We start from the raw sequence: 15,345 nt of genomic DNA, 5'->3' as shown, positions 1-15,345 counted from the left end.
TGAATTTGTTTTACGCGCATTAACCTGCATTTTTTCAGTTTTAATGCGATAAAACATGGGCATTCTCATCCTTTTTACTGAGCAACTTATTCGTTGCCCTCTTAGATAATTTACATTCTCGATAATCAGAGTAAGGTACGTGTAAAAGTTCTATTTTAGGAGGCATTGATGTCAATCAAACTGGTCGCCATTGATTTAGATGGCACGTTACTCAATTCGCAGCACCAAATTTCTCCCGCAGTGAAAGAATCCATTACCCGCGCGCACAAACAAGGTGTGCGAATTGTCCTTGCCTCAGGTCGCCCCTATTCTGGCATTTTACCTTACCTTCAAGAACTTGGATTAGATACTGCCAGCAACTACTGCATCAGTAACAATGGCAGCGTGATCCATCAAGCCAATGATGGCAGCCACCTGTATGAAAATCTGTTAGATTTTGAAGATTATCAATATTTTGCTGATCTGGCTAACAACGTGGGGGTCCATATGCACGCCCTTGCGGATAACACCATGTTCACCGCTAATCGCCATATTAGCCGCTATACCATTCATGATGCCTATTTCACCAATACACCTCTGGTCTATTGCCCCGTTAACGAAATGGATAGCTCGCTCAGTTTTACCAAAATCATGATTATTGACCATCCTGAGAAACTGGATGTGGGTATTAGCTATATTCCTGAAAATACCTTTGAAAACTATTCGCTAATCAAAACCAGCCCTTATTTCCTCGAAGTTTCGAATAAGGATGCAAGCAAAGGCTCTGCGCTGAAAGTGTTATGTGAAAAATTATCCCTCACGCCAGACAAAGTCATGAGCATCGGTGACCAAAATAATGATGTTGCCATGCTACAGTATTCGAGTGTTTCGGTTGCAATGGGAAATGCTGCACCACATATTCGTGAAATAGTGAAATTTGTCACCGATACCAACGATTGTGATGGCGTTGCTGTCGCAATAAACAAATTTATTATCTAGTGAGAGGTTAATTTAGAGTTCAAATCTCTAGACCAAAATACAATTTAACGGGATATGCCTAGACATCCTCATTCTGGCATATCCATCTCCTGCACTCCTTTTAGAACTATTTTATCCTTCACCTTACTTACTCTTCCAAATTTGATACTATCTGCCTCTTTCAAAAATTGTCATTCAACTATAAGTACAATAAAACCCACATCACTAACAGGTAGTAAAATGTTTTCGACTAAAGATATGTTAATTCTGGGGATGATGGTATTCGCCTTATTTCTAGGCGCGGGAAATATCATCTTTCCACCCATGGCTGGCTATCAATCAGGGACAGACTGGTTTGATACCTCATTAGGCTTTCTGATCACCGGTGTTCTGTTACCTTTCCTAACCTTGGTAACGGTTGCAGTAAAAGGGCGTGGTGAAAAGCTGTCTGTTGATTTACCCAAATGGGTTGCCGTCATTTTTTGGGTTGCACTCTACTTAATCGTCGGCTCCACATTTGCGATGCCAAGGGTAACGAATACCGCGTTTGAAATGGGCTTTTTACCATTAGGCTTTGTTGAAAAAAGTACATTCTCGCATCTCACTTTCGCACTCATTTTTAACTGTACCTCGATGTTCTTCATGTTGAAGCAAGGCACCATGATCAGCGCGATTGGTAAATTTATGACTCCAGCGTTACTTATTTTGTTAGTGGTTGTGGGAATTGCCGTGGTCATTAACCCGCTTTCTGACATGAATCCCCCTGTTAAACAGTATGCTGAGTTTGCCTTCTTTGGCGGCGTGATTGATGGCTATCAAACTATGGATGTACTGTCTGCGATGGCGTTTGGTGGGATTGTAGCGCGCGCATTAGCATCGAAACAGATCACTGAACCACGCCAAGTCGCAACTATCACCATTAAAGCGGGTTTAATTTCAGTAAGCTTACTCGCGGCGTTGTATATCTGCCTGTTCTATTTAGGGGCGACCAGTGAACAAGTGGCGAATACAGCCACCAATGGCGGACAGATCTTCTCTCGTTACGTCGATGTCCTGTTTGGTGCAGTCGGTACGTGGATCATGTGCGGAATTGTATTACTGGCAAGCATGACCACGTTAGTGGGTGTGACCAGCGCCTGTGCGGATTACTTTGCGACTTTCCATCACCGTTTAGGTTATCGCTTCTGGGTGGTTTTCTTCACAATGCTAACCACCGTCGTGTCCACGTTTGGTCTCGACACCTTATTGCGCGTCACCATTCCGGCGCTGCTGATGATTTATCCTTCATCGGTCACTATCGTGTTCCTGCAATTTGCGCGCAAGTTTATGGCTGCTCCTCGAGTCACTTATGGGATCACCATTGCTGTCGTGGTTCTGATGAGTTTGTTTGATACGCTCAATAATATGAAACTGCTTAATGAGACGGTAAAAGCAAACCTGATCACCTACTTACCGCTGTTTGAGCAAGGTATGGGGTGGTTAATCCCTGGAATTATCGCGTTTATTATCTCGATGTTTATCGGCAAATTGACCGCAAAAAGCGAGCCTATTGCTGAGCAAAACTTAGCTTAATTTTGATATTTAAAAGCCGAATGTTGGCATATCGCTGACATTCGGCTTTTATTTTTTAGCATGAGCACGCACCCCCCAAAATTTAACTCAGCGCCTTGTGGCAATAAAACAAGTGATTGACCCTATGGTTACCATCAAGACACCTTGCCAGAAGCCCAGAGTTAATGCGGTGCTCAATAACATTGAAGAGAATGCCGTAGAGATCACTGGAGTGAAATAGGACAATGTCCCAAGAAAAGCCACATTGCCTTTAATGATTGCCACAGTCCAAAGCGCATTTGCCCCACCGGTTGCAATGGCTGTGACAAATAACAAACTGACACTATTCACATTGATATTAAATGGCGCTGGCGTCGAGAAGATAAATAAGATCCACAATCCGACCGATGTCATGATAAAAAACAGCACCATACCATTGCAGCCATTCGACATTCGTTTCGTAATATTGCTATAAAAAGCCCACAGCAGTGCACCAACAAAGGCTAAAGCGTAGCTAAGCGGGTTGCTTTGAATATTTGAAAGAATCGCATTTAGGGACAAAGGTTGATCCCCAGAGATAACCCACAATAAACCTGCAAACGCTAAAATAAGCCCAATAATCAGTAATAGGCTAAAACGCTGCCGATTAAATAAAACCGCTAACGCAATTGTGAAGCTCGGCCATAAGTAATTCACCATCCCCAGCTCAATGGCTTGCTGACGATTATTGGCAAGCCCTAGCGCTAAAATAAAGCAGATTTCATAGCTAACAAATAAAAATGCCCCCCAAAATAAATAGCGTCTAGGGAAAAGATGAATTTTCGGTAATCCCATTACAACAACCAAAACCAGGCTGCCTATCGAATAGATCAGTGCCGCACCACCAATAGGACCAAAGTTTTCGCTCGTACTGCGAACAAGGCCTACCATCGTGCTCCACAATAAAATGGATACGACCCCGTAAAATGTTGCTGCATATCGTCCGAGTTTCATCTTCCTGATCAACACCTTATTTCATATTTATCTTGGTTATTATTTTCCTCCAAAACCTTACGCTCTAAAGGCAATAAAGCAAGTTTTTTATATTTATTGACCAGAGAATGAAGAATAAAAAAGGCGCCTAGAAACAAATCTAAGCGCCTTCTATTTTCTTTCAACTGTGGTCAATTGCAGCCAACAGCGATCAGCGGCTGCAAAACTAATGGGCTTCGTTCTTAACCCACTGCTCAACTGACTCTTTTTCCCAAATTCCTTCATTGAGCTGTTTTTTCAGCTCTGGATGTTCATTAATATCAAATGTTGGAATTTTTCCAGCGCCTAATTGCTGGTTGTAATCTTTCGCGAGTTTGAATGCCACACCGGACAACAAGAGGATGGCAATCAAGTTGGTAATTGCCATTAATCCCATCGAAACATCTGCAAGCTTCCAAATCAGTGGCATTTCACCGAGTGCCCCGAACATCACCATCCCCAATGTTGCTAAGCGGAAAATAAACAGCCCGGCTGTATGGTTATTTTCCAAGAAAATCATATTGCTTTCTGCATAAGCATAGTTGGCAATGATTGATGTAAAGGCAAAGAAGAAAATTGCAATCGCAACGAAGATACTCCCCCAACTGCCCACCGCAGAAGATAAAGCTAGCTGAGTCAGCTCAATACCATTGATTTTACCCACTGGACCATCTAACACGCCAGAAGCCAAAATAATAATGGCTGTAGCGCTACAGATCACAATGGTATCCATGAATACACCCAACATTTGCACGTAGCCTTGGGAAGCTGGATGCGGTGGATAAGGTGACGCAGACGCCGCGGCATTTGGTGCAGAACCCATTCCGGCTTCATTCGAGAATAATCCGCGCTGAATGCCTTGCGTCATCGCTTGAGCGATACCATAACCAATGGCGCCGCCTGCGGCTTCCTGTAAACCAAAGGCGCTACGGAAAATCAGCATAAAGACATCCGGTAAACGCTCAATATTTTGACCAACTACCCAGAAAGCCAGCACTAAATAAGCAACAGCCATAATTGGCACAACAAATTCGGCAACTTTAGCAATTGATCTTAATCCACCAAAAATAATGATGCCACTGAGGATCACTAAGGCGATTCCAACATAGAGTGGGTTAAAATCAAATGCCACAGCAGTTGCTTGTGCAATGGAGTTCGCTTGAACTGCATTAAAAACCAAACCAAATGCAATGATTAATAAGATAGAGAACAGTACACCCATCCAGCGTTGTTTTAAGCCTTTCTCCATATAATAAGAAGGCCCGCCGCGATAGTTACCTTGGTCATCTTTGGTTTTATAAAGCTGCGCTAATGTGCATTCAACAAATGACGTTGCCATTCCTAGTAATGCAACGACCCACATCCAGAATATAGCGCCGGGGCCGCCTGCTGTAATCGCGATAGCAACACCCGTTAGATTTCCAGTACCGACTCGAGCCGCTAGGCTGGTACATAATGCTTGGAATGAAGAAATACCTGAACTGTCCGATTGAGTGCTATTTTTCAGTACTCCGAACATGTGACCAAAATGCCTGAACTGAATAAATTTAGATCGTATTGTAAAATATAAACCGGCTCCCAGTAATAAATAAATTAATAACGAGCCCCAAATAAGATTGCTGATTGAGTTTATAAATTCTATCAAATTATGCTCCTTTTATTATATCCACTAATAGAGGTATTAGTTGGTGAGTTATTTAGCTCCATATTATTTAAGTAATTAAAAACATAAAAATATAAACCATGATGGTTCATCATGAATAATCAATGTTATTAAACAAGACCCATGAATTATATTTTTTTTACTTTCTCTGTAAATTTTTTTCTGGCTCTCAGCCTATTTAATACTTAAGACAGCGAAAAATCATGTAAGTCAGAATAAAAAAATGAAACTAAATAGCAGTTAAAACAAAATGATACAGATTTATTGACTACTTTAAGAACAATCTCAATCAATTGATTAAAAACATGCCAATTTTTAACCAGAATTTACAATTATAAGTAAAAAAATATTAAATTTAATTAACTGAAAGCGTATTTAATTAAAATAATATTTCCGTACTTTTTAAATTGAATAACTAATTGATGGCTTTTAATTATTACTCTTTTGAATAACCATTGAAGATAAATATTAAATATAGTTTGATACGTCTTTACTGAATTATATTTACTTATTTTAAATCTACCGATTAAACCTATTTCAGATCAAAATAATCATTTTGCAATCATCATAATAAGATTATTGCTAATGTTTTATGATACCAATACACTTATCGCTAATTTGCTTTCTACATCAAAGGGTAATATATGGAAATCCACATCAAAGTTTCTGACGATTTAGTCTCAACGCTCTCTGAAAAATCCTATGACGCGTTCACTGCTGAATTGCACGCCAGAGTTTTAGAAGTATACCCAGGTAGTAACCTTTTCATTACACATGACAGTGGTGCAACCACCTTCAATACCAAAGGCTTCCATGATGATAAAGAAGCGCATATCGTTCTTCATGAACTGGTTGAAGATGTTTTCCGTCATGGTCACTGGTTAAAAGCATAATACTCTAGCCCTATTTTCCAGCCTCTCGCGATAACCGCTAGGCTGGAACTCATCGCTCTCACCCTTCTCCCTATTTCAAACCCTGATCAAGATCATAGTTAATGATGATGTTAGTCAACTTTGTATAAAAGTCCTTTTCTTTTAAGCGTTATATGATAATGTATATAACGAATTTTCATTTACATTGCTTTTGCTAATTTATAGCAGCCAGTATCTATTACTGGCTTTTTTTATAGGGGAAATTTAGGCGAACGCCTGAATTGAGTTCTCAGATATTCCGTCAATCTCGCAGAGAAAACTACTGCGATTTTTCACATAATGACACAATGGCAGTGCGTAGTTCCGGTGTATCACTAGTAATCAATTGATGATGCTCAGAGAATTTTCCACCTTGTACACTGACGCTAGCAACAAATGGTAATTTATCACTTTGCTCACGGGTTTGATAAAAACCACAGACTCGGTAACTTTCACCTTCTTTGAATTCGCTTTTCAGAACAATTTTGACATCATCAAAAGTCAAAGGGCTTCCTGAACTTAACTTGTTCTCGATAAGCTTTTCAGCTTGCTTGGTGACATCGCTATCACCGATTGTTGTATAAAACTGATAAGCAAATACGCCTAACGCCAATAAAATCACTATCAGTAGCTTGCTTTTTATACGTTTCAATCTCAAATCCTTCTCATACTACACTTATGGGCTTATCGATCATGTTAACACCTTTCCCCTGTCAATAATAAGTATCTCGATATTCATGCCGCACAAAAAGCTCCATCTAATTGACAAAATAAAAATGAATTTGTTTTACATTTAAAATTTTATGATTTATATAATATTGACTCTCAGTCTTTATAATACGACCACAATTTATTTAACAAATATTTATCAGTGTGAAGAAATAATGAATAACTGTGTTTGAAATATGAAACCCTCCTATATTTAGGTAAATCAGATTGAAATAAAAAACCACAATGACAAACTGATAATAAATAAAGAGGAGAATCAAAATGAAAAATTTTAAATCACTTATTTTAGTCGGTAGTTTATTAGCGGTGAGTTTCTCTACATTTGCTTATCATGGTAATGGTTATCACCGAAATGGCAATGGAAGTTGGTGTAATGGATCTAACCAAGCTCAGTATGATAGACCATGCGATGGTAACTACCGTGGGCAATACATGGGGCGCCATCAAGGCATGATGCAATACTCCACAGCTGTACAAACCACTCAACCAGAAGAGGCGTTAAAGAAAATTACAGCGGAAGTGCCAAAAGGTGAGAATAACAAAAAATACATGGTGAAAGTGGCAGTGGTTGAAATCTCACCAAGCTTAGCCACACAGGAAGTCCAATAAATTTTACTCTGTATAATAATAGCCAGTAATATCTTTAATAATGCTGGCTATTACGTATTAACTAAAAATTAGCTATTTATACCTATTGGTAAATATCCTTGCCATAATGCTTGATATTTATTTCCATTCTTATTTTTATTTAGATGAATATAATATTCACCAATTTTTTGTAGCAATAAACAATCATCGACATCTTTTAAATTATCTTTATGCTGTTGCTGGCTATTAACTAAAAGTTGGCTAATTGCTTTTTGTTTAGCTTCTTGGGCATTTTTTGCCACAAACAGATCAAACTCATGCAGCTCTGCAAGTGTAGATGAAATATATCCGCCTACATTGATAAAATAGAGTTTGTATTCACTGTCTGATGGTTCTTTGCTCAAACTGATGTCGAATCCATCTGCCCAATTGATATCTGCATACCCATCCACATGGATTTTATCTTTATCCCCAAACCAAGCATCTCGCAATAATGGCCAAGCTTCTTCTGGTGTGTTGACTGCGGCAAACTGCACATCATGTACTTCAATATTGGATTTTCCGGCATTACCACCAACATAAAACATAAATAGCTTCATTATTATCTCTCTGTGATTAGTTATCGCTGTATATTTTAATATATAACCATATCAATTCAACGTGCAATAATTAACATTATTGCAAAAAATAACCATTAAACTAAATTACTATTTAAAATCAAATAATTATATAAATTTAAAAATTAACCCCATCTAAAAACACTCCTTACAAACATAACAAAATGAATAAAAAATCACTTTAACTATATATTTATTTACAACTGAATTATTTCTAGTAATCTAATCACACAAAATAAATATATTTCAGGGACTCATTATGGATCGTCGTTCATTTCTAAAATCAACCTCACTTGTTGCTGGTGGCTTAGCACTAAATTCAGTTTTAAATCAAGCAAGTGCAAATACTAACGCCCTCGTCAAACCGAATGCTCAACATCCGTTATTACTCAATTTCAATGAGAACTCATTGGGAATGTCACCTAATGCACAAAAAGCGGTCATCGAAGCCTTACCAGGTTCATTCCGTTATCCTGATGATGCGCGCTCCGAACTTATCGGCAATATTGGTACACTGCATAGCCTAGACAGCAAGAATGTGACCCTCGGAAATGGTTCATCAGAAACCATTCAGGCGGCTGTCGCCATGCTCGCAAATAAGGCAAGAAAAGAAGGCATAAAAATTCAGCTTGTTACCCCAGATCCTACATTTAACTATGCTGAACTCTATGCACTCCCACTCGGTGTAGAAATTACTAAAGTTCCATTAAAATCAGATTTGAGTTTTGACCTGAAAAAAATGGAGCAAATCGCTAATGATTTCGACGGTTTATCCATTATCTATATCTGTAATCCAAATAATCCAACGGCAATGATAACGCCACATACTCCGCTCGATAGCTGGATGAAAAAAGTTTCAGACAAACAATTTTTTATTGTTGATGAAGCCTACGCCGAGTTTGTTGAAGATCCACAATTTGTGAGCGCAATCGAATTAGTCAAAGCAGGACAAAAAAACCTGATCGTGACACGGACTTTCTCGAAGATTTACGCATTAGCAGGTTTGCGAGTGGGATACGGTATTGCTACCCCAGAAATCATTGAAGCAGTCGATGAGTTTATCTCGATTGATAACACCAATACTGCGGGTGCAGTCGCTGCCATTGCTTCATTGAAAGATAAGAAATTCTTAGAATATAGCCTTAAATCTAACAATCTTTCGCGTAAAATCGTTGAAACTGCGCTCAATGAATTAGGCTTAGAATATGCGCCATCACAAGCTAACTTTATTTTCCACAAAGTAAAAGGCGATGTGAAAACCTATAAACAGCGCATGAAAGAGGCCAATATTATGGTTGGCAGAGAGTTTCCACCTGTTATGGGCTGGAACCGTTTAACCTTAGGTACCCCACAAGAAATGGAACAGTTCGTTGCGGTACTTAAAGAATTTCGTCAAAAAGGTTGGGTGTAAGTAAAAACCCCCCTTCTTTACCAAGCATCTTCTACCCTACCATTCTCTATAAAGTAGAAGATGCTGATAACTAAAAAGGGCCTTTAAAAATAAAAAATGCGCCTGCAAAAATAAGAATAAAGCCAATAATATGGTTTATTGTAAAACTCTCACCGAGATAAAGCACAGAGAACCCAACAAATACACATAACGTAATCACTTCCTGCATCGTTTTCAATTCAGCAGCGCTGTAATATTGATGCCCTAAGCGATTTGCAGGTACCGCGAAGCAATATTCTACAAATGCAATTAACCAACTAAAGAATATGACAATATATAATGGCTTATTCGTAAATTTTAGATGCCCATACCAAGCGAACATCATAAATACATTGGAAATAACCAATAAGATGACAGGATAAAATTTTGCAAGCATGATAAGCCAATGGCAAGTTCAAATATGCATATATTATGCGAATAACTCCCCCTAAATTCAACCATCTTCCCATACTTGTTCATTATTACTCTCACGTATAACCAACTAAATAGCTTGCATTTTTTCCCAGCAGGAAAATAAATTGTACTTATAGGTACATTTTATTATTTACTTTAATCTCACCGCGACTACAATGAACTCAATTAATGTATTTAGAGGTACACTTTATGACGGATTTTATCATTGCAAATCAAAAGGCATGGGATCAACAAGCTGCATCTCAACAACCTTGGTCTACTCCGGTTGACAGCCAAACAATTGAAGAAGCAAAAAGAGGAAATTGGGAAATTCATCTAACGCCAACCCCATTAAATAAAGCTTGGCTTGGTAACGTAAAAGGGAAAAAAATTCTCTGTTTAGCTTCTGCCGGTGGACAGCAAGCGCCTGTCCTGGCCGCTGCGGGTGCCATCGTGACAGTATTTGATTTGTCAGAAAAACAGTTAGAACAGGACAGCATGGTGGCTAAGCGGGATAATTTAACATTGACGACAATTCAAGGAGATATGCGTCATCTCCCTATGTTTGAAGACAATTCATTTGATATTATTTTTCACCCAATTTCAAACTTATATATTCCTGATGTTAATCCTGTATGGCAAGAATGCTTTCGGGTACTTAAACCGCAAGGTCGATTGCTCTCAAGTTTTTTTAACCCTGTCGTATTTGTTGGTGATAGAGAATTTATGGATGATAAAGAAAAAAGTTCTGCTGAAAATACCATTATTCGACCTCGATATACCATGCCATTTTCAGAATTAGATCATTTATCTCAAGAAAAAATGGCGTTAAAACAAGCGAAGCAAGAAGCGTTTGTCTTTGGTCATTCACTGACTGACTTAATTGGTGGGCAAATACAGGCGGGCTTTAACATTGCAGGTTTTCAAGAAGATTGGCAGCCGAATCCTCGTTTTGTTATCGATAATTTCTTACCGACATTCCTAGCGACACTGGCAATAAAACCATAAGATCATAAGGCAGAGTTGATAATACAAAGACTAGTCTGCCTTTTAATTATTATGATTTATGACTATCGATTGCAATAACGTTCCCAGATCGGGTCAAATTGTTCAACGGGGACAATGTCATCAACTTTTTCAACCAGTGGAATAGATACCACTGTTTTACCATCTTTGTTTTTATGTAAACGAACAATGAATCGTTTATATCCGTAAGGTAAACCATCTTCAAACCCAAAAACTTCACCACAATAGTAGCCAGTCTCATCGCCCTCTTCATTCTGATTCAGGACATGATATTTCACATTTTTGTATGTTGCGGCTGATGGATATACCAGAAAATCTTCAACGGCGCTTTTGACTTTACTCTCCGCGTCCATCTCAGTATCTGAAGAAACTTCTGTCATCACACCTGCTATGTAGGAACAGCCAGCAACTAATAATAATACAAGGACTCTTAGTAACATTTTTCTCTATAGAATGGCGAATTAGAACACACTAAGTATTATTATAAATCGTCTAAAAAATAATTCGAGTGCAAATCTAACACAGAAATGTTGTATATGAATTTAAATGCTAAAAATCGCATTTTTTATTTGGTTTACGCCACGAAGGCGTTAAATTGATAAATTTCACTGGGTAAGCTGCCAGAAATACACTAAAACAGCTGCAGTGACTATCCAAATCAATGTTGCTAAACTTAAACAAATCCACGGTGTTAATTTGGTTGCAAAGACATAAACAGTGATTAAATACATTGCATAAGGGATTAATGACCATAAACCAAATAATGCTGTTTTTCTTAAGGCCTCCGCTCCTTGCTCCTGAACCACAATCACATGGGCAATTAATGCAAAAGTGGGAAACAAAGGAACCAATCCCGCAATATAATAAACTTTGCTTCGCGAGAGGATCGCAATAACTAAAACAGCAAGTGCACCAAATAGGCATTTTATTAATAAAGAAATCATAGCAAACTCAATAGGGTTAAGAGTAATTGTACTGATTATCACTCTAAACTACTCACATTGACTAGTTAGCTTTCATGAACAATCCTTTCCCGATCACATATTTAGACATGTGATTTTTTACACCCTATATGTTTATCGATGGTTGAATATTTTTTGCCATTATTCTGATATAACCTCTTTGTATAATGAAACAACTAAAGAGATAAAAATGACAATAAAAATTTCTGTACTCGTTGATAACAACACCCTGATTGACAGCTATTTCTGTGGTGAACCCGCAGTTTGCTACCACATTGAAGCTGACGGTAAAAAAATCCTATTTGATACTGGCTATTCCGACGTTTTCATTAACAATGCCAATATCCTCAATATCGACCTTGCTCAAATTACTGACCTCGTTTTATCCCATGGTCATAATGATCATACATGGGGAATTAATCACCTTATTCAATATTTAGACCGCCGAAATGTTGAATCCCAGCAATCCAAAAAATTGATTTATCACCCAGACGCTTTGCAACCTAAAAGTTATCACTCAAAAGTTATTGGCGCGAATACTCCAAAAAATGTTTTAACAGCCTACTTTGATACTGTTGAAACCAAAGGTGCTTACTCTGTTTCTGAGAATGTGATTTTCTTAGGTGAGATCCCAAGAAATAACACATTTGAAGGGAAAGAGCCGGTAGGTAAAACTATCGATGAACATAACAACAGCGTTGATGATTATGTTCTTGATGATAGCGCCCTCGCGATTAAAACCTCCGAAGGGCTGATTGTTATTACGGGATGCTCACACTCAGGGATCTGTAATATTGTCGAGCATGCTAAGCGAGTCACCAAAATAGACAAAATTGTGACTGTCATTGGCGGATTTCATTTACAACAAGCTTCCGATGAGCTGTTAAACCAAACCAGTGACTATTTTAAAAAACAGAATTTATTGCAGATCCACCCATGCCATTGCACTGACTTGGCTGCCAAAATTCATTTAGCGAAACACGCCCCTGTTCAAGAGGTCGGAGCCGGCATGCAACTCATCTACCCTGCATAAAATAACACTTAATCATGTAGCTAATTGAAATAGCATTTATATTAGCTACATGGCTTCATACTGATTGCCTTTACAAATATATTTATGTTCTTGAGCCCAGATCATTATCGTGTTTTGAGCCTGATAACATTCTCGTCAGCTCTTCACATCGAATAATTTTTCCATTCATCAAATGGAAACAAGCAAATACTTCAAATTCACTCACTGTGCCCTCTTTCTTTATTGCTCTCGCAATATGTTGTGTATGAACACAGTTTTCACCTTCTGCAATTGACTTAATGTCTATCGTGATGCTCTCGGTGGCTTCTTTTAACACTTGCATATGCGTACAGAACTCAGTGAAGTCAATCAATTTCCCATCAACTACTTGCACATAATCCGATGAAAAAAATTGTTTAATTACTACCAAATCCCCAATTTGTTTACCAAGAACCGCTTTCAATGCCTGTTCCACAAATACCATCTTATTCATGCCTATTCCTCTATATAATATTATTTTTTCATTTCTTAATATTATATTTGGCCAACTCACATGACTTTCAATCACACTGCTTTATTAGAATAAAAATAATTCTTATTTACATTAAGCAAATCCATTCATCTAATTTTTATCATCAAAACAAACTTATTGAATTTCATAAGTAGAAAGACTACAACGTAGAGTAATCGAGAAAGATTTCTTTTAAGGAATAATATGAAGCTGTTTAAATCTATTTGGCAGTTTTTTGGTATTTATCAAACACCCGCCGTTCGCTTAACTCATTGCATGATATTTTTATTGGTCATTGGCCAAATTATCATCAGCAATTGGATGTCTGTCAGTAAAAGTGGCGTGATCCCAGCAAGTGGGCTTGCGTATTATTTTACTTGGCTACACATTATCATTGGGCTTTGTTTATTATTTTTGGCGACTATTCTCATTTTTATCTGCCTTTCAAATCGAGGATTTAAATACTTCTATCCTTATTTATGGGGGGATCTCACTCAGATAAAAAATGATGTCAAAAGCTTATTTAATTTAAAGCTTCCCGACAGCTCACCAAAAGGGTTAGCAACAAGTGTCCAAGGGCTTGGATTGGGTGCATTGGCGCTAGTTGTCCTTTCTGGTGTGACTTGGTTTATTTTATGGTGGCAAAACTCACCATTAGCCCCTGAAGCGAGAAATATTCATAAAACACTCACGGGGTTAATCGAAGCTTATATTGTGGGGCATGGTCTCATGGGATTATTGCATTTTATCCTATGGAGAAAAGCACCCCATTAACCTACAGTTAATAGAATGAAGCATCCGTCGTACTATGTTTCTTCAATGTAATTTGCTTTCCATCCGAAATAAGTGTCAATACAAATTGGCACTTATGCGACACGCCCTGCTGGTTATACTCACATTGAGTATCAACAGTTAGCACAGACTGATCGAGCACTTTAACTTCTAGAATAAGATCATACGGCTTAGTTTCATCACTCGTATACCTTACGGAAATCTCTGAAAATAATTTATTATCATTGTAATAGGCAACATTGTATGAGCGATTATTTTCATCATAGTGAAACGTACTGAGCTTAGTTTTAGGTTCCGCGACCCATGAGCTATTAATGAAACCATCAGCATTATACTGGTAGGTTAATTTACCATCGGAGTCTTTTTTAGATAGAATTAAACAATTATTTCCAACTTCCATTTCTACTGGCCCATTAGAATCTTGACCAATCAATTTATTCTTCTCACGTTTAACAGAAAGCTCATTATGTACACTGTTGATATACTCATCTTTTGTACGAGTCATGCTAAAGCTTTCTATACAACCATCCTTTGCTATTTTCAAATCTGACTCATAGTTTATAGAACCATCTTCATTATAAACGACAGATTTAACATGCTTAACATTGCCTTTTACTGGATTAAAATCATACAGTTGAGCCATATTAAAAACAACCGGGTTATATTTATCCATAGGGACTGCACCGGCCTGAAATGGTAAAAAAAATGTTGTTATGCTGGAAGCCAGCGATAAGAACTTAATATTCATGCTGCCCTCTAATTTTTATATTTATTCTGATAGTTAAATTACTATTTATTTTAATGAACTTGAAATTTTATACGTAAAAACACCACCAGAAGGATGCGCCTAATTTTACTGTGCTTACGTTTAAAGTTAAAGGTAGACTACCTCACTGAGCTCAAGAAATTTAGAGCTTAGACGCGCTATCATACAAATGCTCTCGGCCATACTATCTTTATCTCTAACATAAAACTATTTTCATTTAAGTCATACATTTTTAAAATAAGAAAAAACCAGCACAATCTTTTAGCAAAGTGAAATAAGCTGCTAGAATTAATGTAAAGTTTCGCAAGTATGCCTGTTTTTAACAGATTATCTCATGGAAGATAAATTAATTTATTGAGAGTTATCTTACTGTTATATTGAAATATACAGATAATGCTGATTTACA

15 protein-coding genes and 2 pseudogenes are annotated in these 15,345 nt (G+C 37.7%); 8 read left to right on the top strand and 9 right to left on the bottom strand.

The window, feature by feature from the left end:
- Positions 1 to 168 precede the first annotated feature (168 nt).
- Both yidA and brnQ read left to right on the top strand, forming a co-directional pair.
- Positions 169 to 978 (top strand): sugar-phosphatase, encoded by an 810-nt coding sequence (gene yidA, locus GKR74_RS11180; RefSeq protein WP_154603626.1) that lies wholly within the window; start codon positions 169 to 171, stop codon positions 976 to 978.
- Between the two features lie 219 nt (positions 979 to 1,197).
- The gene (gene brnQ, locus GKR74_RS11175) at positions 1,198 to 2,529 is read left to right on the top strand and encodes a branched-chain amino acid transport system II carrier protein (protein ID WP_154603625.1); all 1,332 of its coding nucleotides are present in this window, start codon (positions 1,198 to 1,200) and stop codon (positions 2,527 to 2,529) included.
- A gap of 48 nt (positions 2,530 to 2,577) precedes the next feature.
- On the opposite strand, the pseudogene yddG reads toward brnQ, so the two are convergent.
- Together yddG and GKR74_RS11165 are read right to left on the bottom strand one after the other, a co-directional pair.
- Positions 2,578 to 3,501: pseudogene (gene yddG, locus GKR74_RS11170) on the bottom strand (aromatic amino acid DMT transporter YddG).
- Positions 3,502 to 3,706: 205 nt separating this feature from the next.
- Positions 3,707 to 5,164 (bottom strand): alanine/glycine:cation symporter family protein, encoded by a 1,458-nt coding sequence (locus tag GKR74_RS11165; RefSeq protein WP_154603623.1) that lies wholly within the window; start codon positions 5,162 to 5,164, stop codon positions 3,707 to 3,709.
- Positions 5,165 to 5,826: 662 nt separating this feature from the next.
- Between GKR74_RS11165 and GKR74_RS11160 the strand changes: the two genes are divergently transcribed.
- Complete coding sequence (locus GKR74_RS11160; protein ID WP_154603622.1) at positions 5,827 to 6,075, top strand: DinI-like family protein; 249 nt, start codon at positions 5,827 to 5,829, stop codon at positions 6,073 to 6,075.
- A 298-nt stretch (positions 6,076 to 6,373) separates the two neighbouring features.
- Here the strand turns inward: GKR74_RS11160 and GKR74_RS11155 are convergent, their stop codons facing one another.
- Entirely contained in the window at positions 6,374 to 6,745 is a 372-nt protein-coding gene (locus GKR74_RS11155; RefSeq protein ID WP_154603621.1) for a hypothetical protein, read from the bottom strand.
- A gap of 338 nt (positions 6,746 to 7,083) precedes the next feature.
- Between GKR74_RS11155 and GKR74_RS11150 the strand changes: the two genes are divergently transcribed.
- The gene (locus GKR74_RS11150; protein WP_154603620.1) at positions 7,084 to 7,431 is read left to right on the top strand and encodes a hypothetical protein; all 348 of its coding nucleotides are present in this window, start codon (positions 7,084 to 7,086) and stop codon (positions 7,429 to 7,431) included.
- Between the two features lie 68 nt (positions 7,432 to 7,499).
- On the opposite strand, the gene GKR74_RS11145 is transcribed toward GKR74_RS11150, so the two are convergent.
- On the bottom strand, positions 7,500 to 8,009 hold the full coding sequence (locus GKR74_RS11145) for a DUF1543 domain-containing protein (RefSeq protein ID WP_154603619.1): 510 nt from the start codon (positions 8,007 to 8,009) through the stop codon (positions 7,500 to 7,502).
- A gap of 277 nt (positions 8,010 to 8,286) precedes the next feature.
- Here GKR74_RS11145 and GKR74_RS11140 point away from each other — a divergent pair, with 277 nt between their 5' ends.
- On the top strand, positions 8,287 to 9,438 hold the full coding sequence (locus GKR74_RS11140; protein ID WP_154603618.1) for a pyridoxal phosphate-dependent aminotransferase: 1,152 nt from the start codon (positions 8,287 to 8,289) through the stop codon (positions 9,436 to 9,438).
- A 70-nt stretch (positions 9,439 to 9,508) separates the two neighbouring features.
- Here GKR74_RS11140 and GKR74_RS11135 read toward each other — a convergent pair whose 3' ends face one another.
- Positions 9,509 to 9,853 (bottom strand): DMT family protein, encoded by a 345-nt coding sequence (locus GKR74_RS11135; RefSeq protein ID WP_154603617.1) that lies wholly within the window; start codon positions 9,851 to 9,853, stop codon positions 9,509 to 9,511.
- A gap of 227 nt (positions 9,854 to 10,080) precedes the next feature.
- Here GKR74_RS11135 and GKR74_RS11130 point away from each other — a divergent pair, with 227 nt between their 5' ends.
- Positions 10,081 to 10,878, top strand: coding sequence for a class I SAM-dependent methyltransferase (locus GKR74_RS11130; protein WP_154603616.1), 798 nt, complete (start codon positions 10,081 to 10,083; stop codon positions 10,876 to 10,878).
- A gap of 62 nt (positions 10,879 to 10,940) precedes the next feature.
- Here the strand turns inward: GKR74_RS11130 and GKR74_RS11125 are convergent, their stop codons facing one another.
- Both GKR74_RS11125 and GKR74_RS11120 read right to left on the bottom strand, forming a co-directional pair.
- Positions 10,941 to 11,336, bottom strand: coding sequence for a hypothetical protein (locus GKR74_RS11125; protein ID WP_154603615.1), 396 nt, complete (start codon positions 11,334 to 11,336; stop codon positions 10,941 to 10,943).
- A gap of 150 nt (positions 11,337 to 11,486) precedes the next feature.
- Positions 11,487 to 11,840, bottom strand: a pseudogene (locus GKR74_RS11120) (GlpM family protein).
- 208 nt (positions 11,841 to 12,048) lie between these two features.
- On the opposite strand from GKR74_RS11120, the gene GKR74_RS11115 reads away from it, so the two are divergent.
- Positions 12,049 to 12,891: an MBL fold metallo-hydrolase gene (locus GKR74_RS11115; RefSeq protein ID WP_154603613.1), complete on the top strand. Its 843-nt coding sequence runs from the start codon at positions 12,049 to 12,051 to the stop codon at positions 12,889 to 12,891.
- Between the two features lie 82 nt (positions 12,892 to 12,973).
- Here GKR74_RS11115 and GKR74_RS11110 read toward each other — a convergent pair whose 3' ends face one another.
- Entirely contained in the window at positions 12,974 to 13,363 is a 390-nt protein-coding gene (locus tag GKR74_RS11110; protein WP_154603612.1) for a nuclear transport factor 2 family protein, read from the bottom strand.
- A gap of 222 nt (positions 13,364 to 13,585) precedes the next feature.
- Between GKR74_RS11110 and GKR74_RS11105 the strand changes: the two genes are divergently transcribed.
- Positions 13,586 to 14,155 carry a cytochrome b/b6 domain-containing protein gene (locus GKR74_RS11105; RefSeq protein WP_154603611.1) on the top strand — a complete coding sequence of 190 codons (570 nt, stop codon included), beginning with the start codon at positions 13,586 to 13,588 and terminating at the stop codon, positions 14,153 to 14,155.
- Between the two features lie 7 nt (positions 14,156 to 14,162).
- On the opposite strand, the gene GKR74_RS11100 is transcribed toward GKR74_RS11105, so the two are convergent.
- Positions 14,163 to 14,921: a YnfC family lipoprotein gene (locus GKR74_RS11100; protein WP_154603610.1), complete on the bottom strand. Its 759-nt coding sequence runs from the start codon at positions 14,919 to 14,921 to the stop codon at positions 14,163 to 14,165.
- Between the last annotated feature and the right edge of the window lie 424 nt (positions 14,922 to 15,345).

This window comes from Providencia sp. wls1914 (assembly GCF_009706645.1).
Classification (GTDB): domain Bacteria; phylum Pseudomonadota; class Gammaproteobacteria; order Enterobacterales; family Enterobacteriaceae; genus Providencia; species Providencia zhijiangensis.
The sequence above is the reverse complement of the archived record's forward strand: the minus strand, read 5'-3'. Positions and strand labels throughout refer to the sequence as shown.

Bases quoted from the DNA above. Each gene is read 5' to 3' on its own strand.
- GKR74_RS11125 (WP_154603615.1), bottom strand. From the start codon at position 11,336: ATGTTACTAAGAGTCCTTGTATTATTATTAGTTGCTGGCTGTTCCTAC.
- GKR74_RS11150 (WP_154603620.1), top strand. From the start codon at position 7,084: ATGAAAAATTTTAAATCACTTATTTTAGTCGGTAGTTTATTAGCGGTG.
- brnQ (WP_154603625.1), top strand. From the start codon at position 1,198: ATGTTTTCGACTAAAGATATGTTAATTCTGGGGATGATGGTATTCGCC.
- GKR74_RS11160 (WP_154603622.1), top strand. From the start codon at position 5,827: ATGGAAATCCACATCAAAGTTTCTGACGATTTAGTCTCAACGCTCTCT.
- GKR74_RS11130 (WP_154603616.1), top strand. From the start codon at position 10,081: ATGACGGATTTTATCATTGCAAATCAAAAGGCATGGGATCAACAAGCT.
- GKR74_RS11115 (WP_154603613.1), top strand. From the start codon at position 12,049: ATGACAATAAAAATTTCTGTACTCGTTGATAACAACACCCTGATTGAC.
- GKR74_RS11140 (WP_154603618.1), top strand. From the start codon at position 8,287: ATGGATCGTCGTTCATTTCTAAAATCAACCTCACTTGTTGCTGGTGGC.
- GKR74_RS11105 (WP_154603611.1), top strand. From the start codon at position 13,586: ATGAAGCTGTTTAAATCTATTTGGCAGTTTTTTGGTATTTATCAAACA.
- GKR74_RS11145 (WP_154603619.1), bottom strand. From the start codon at position 8,009: ATGAAGCTATTTATGTTTTATGTTGGTGGTAATGCCGGAAAATCCAAT.
- GKR74_RS11100 (WP_154603610.1), bottom strand. From the start codon at position 14,921: ATGAATATTAAGTTCTTATCGCTGGCTTCCAGCATAACAACATTTTTT.
- yidA (WP_154603626.1), top strand. From the start codon at position 169: ATGTCAATCAAACTGGTCGCCATTGATTTAGATGGCACGTTACTCAAT.
- GKR74_RS11135 (WP_154603617.1), bottom strand. From the start codon at position 9,853: ATGCTTGCAAAATTTTATCCTGTCATCTTATTGGTTATTTCCAATGTA.
- GKR74_RS11110 (WP_154603612.1), bottom strand. From the start codon at position 13,363: ATGAATAAGATGGTATTTGTGGAACAGGCATTGAAAGCGGTTCTTGGT.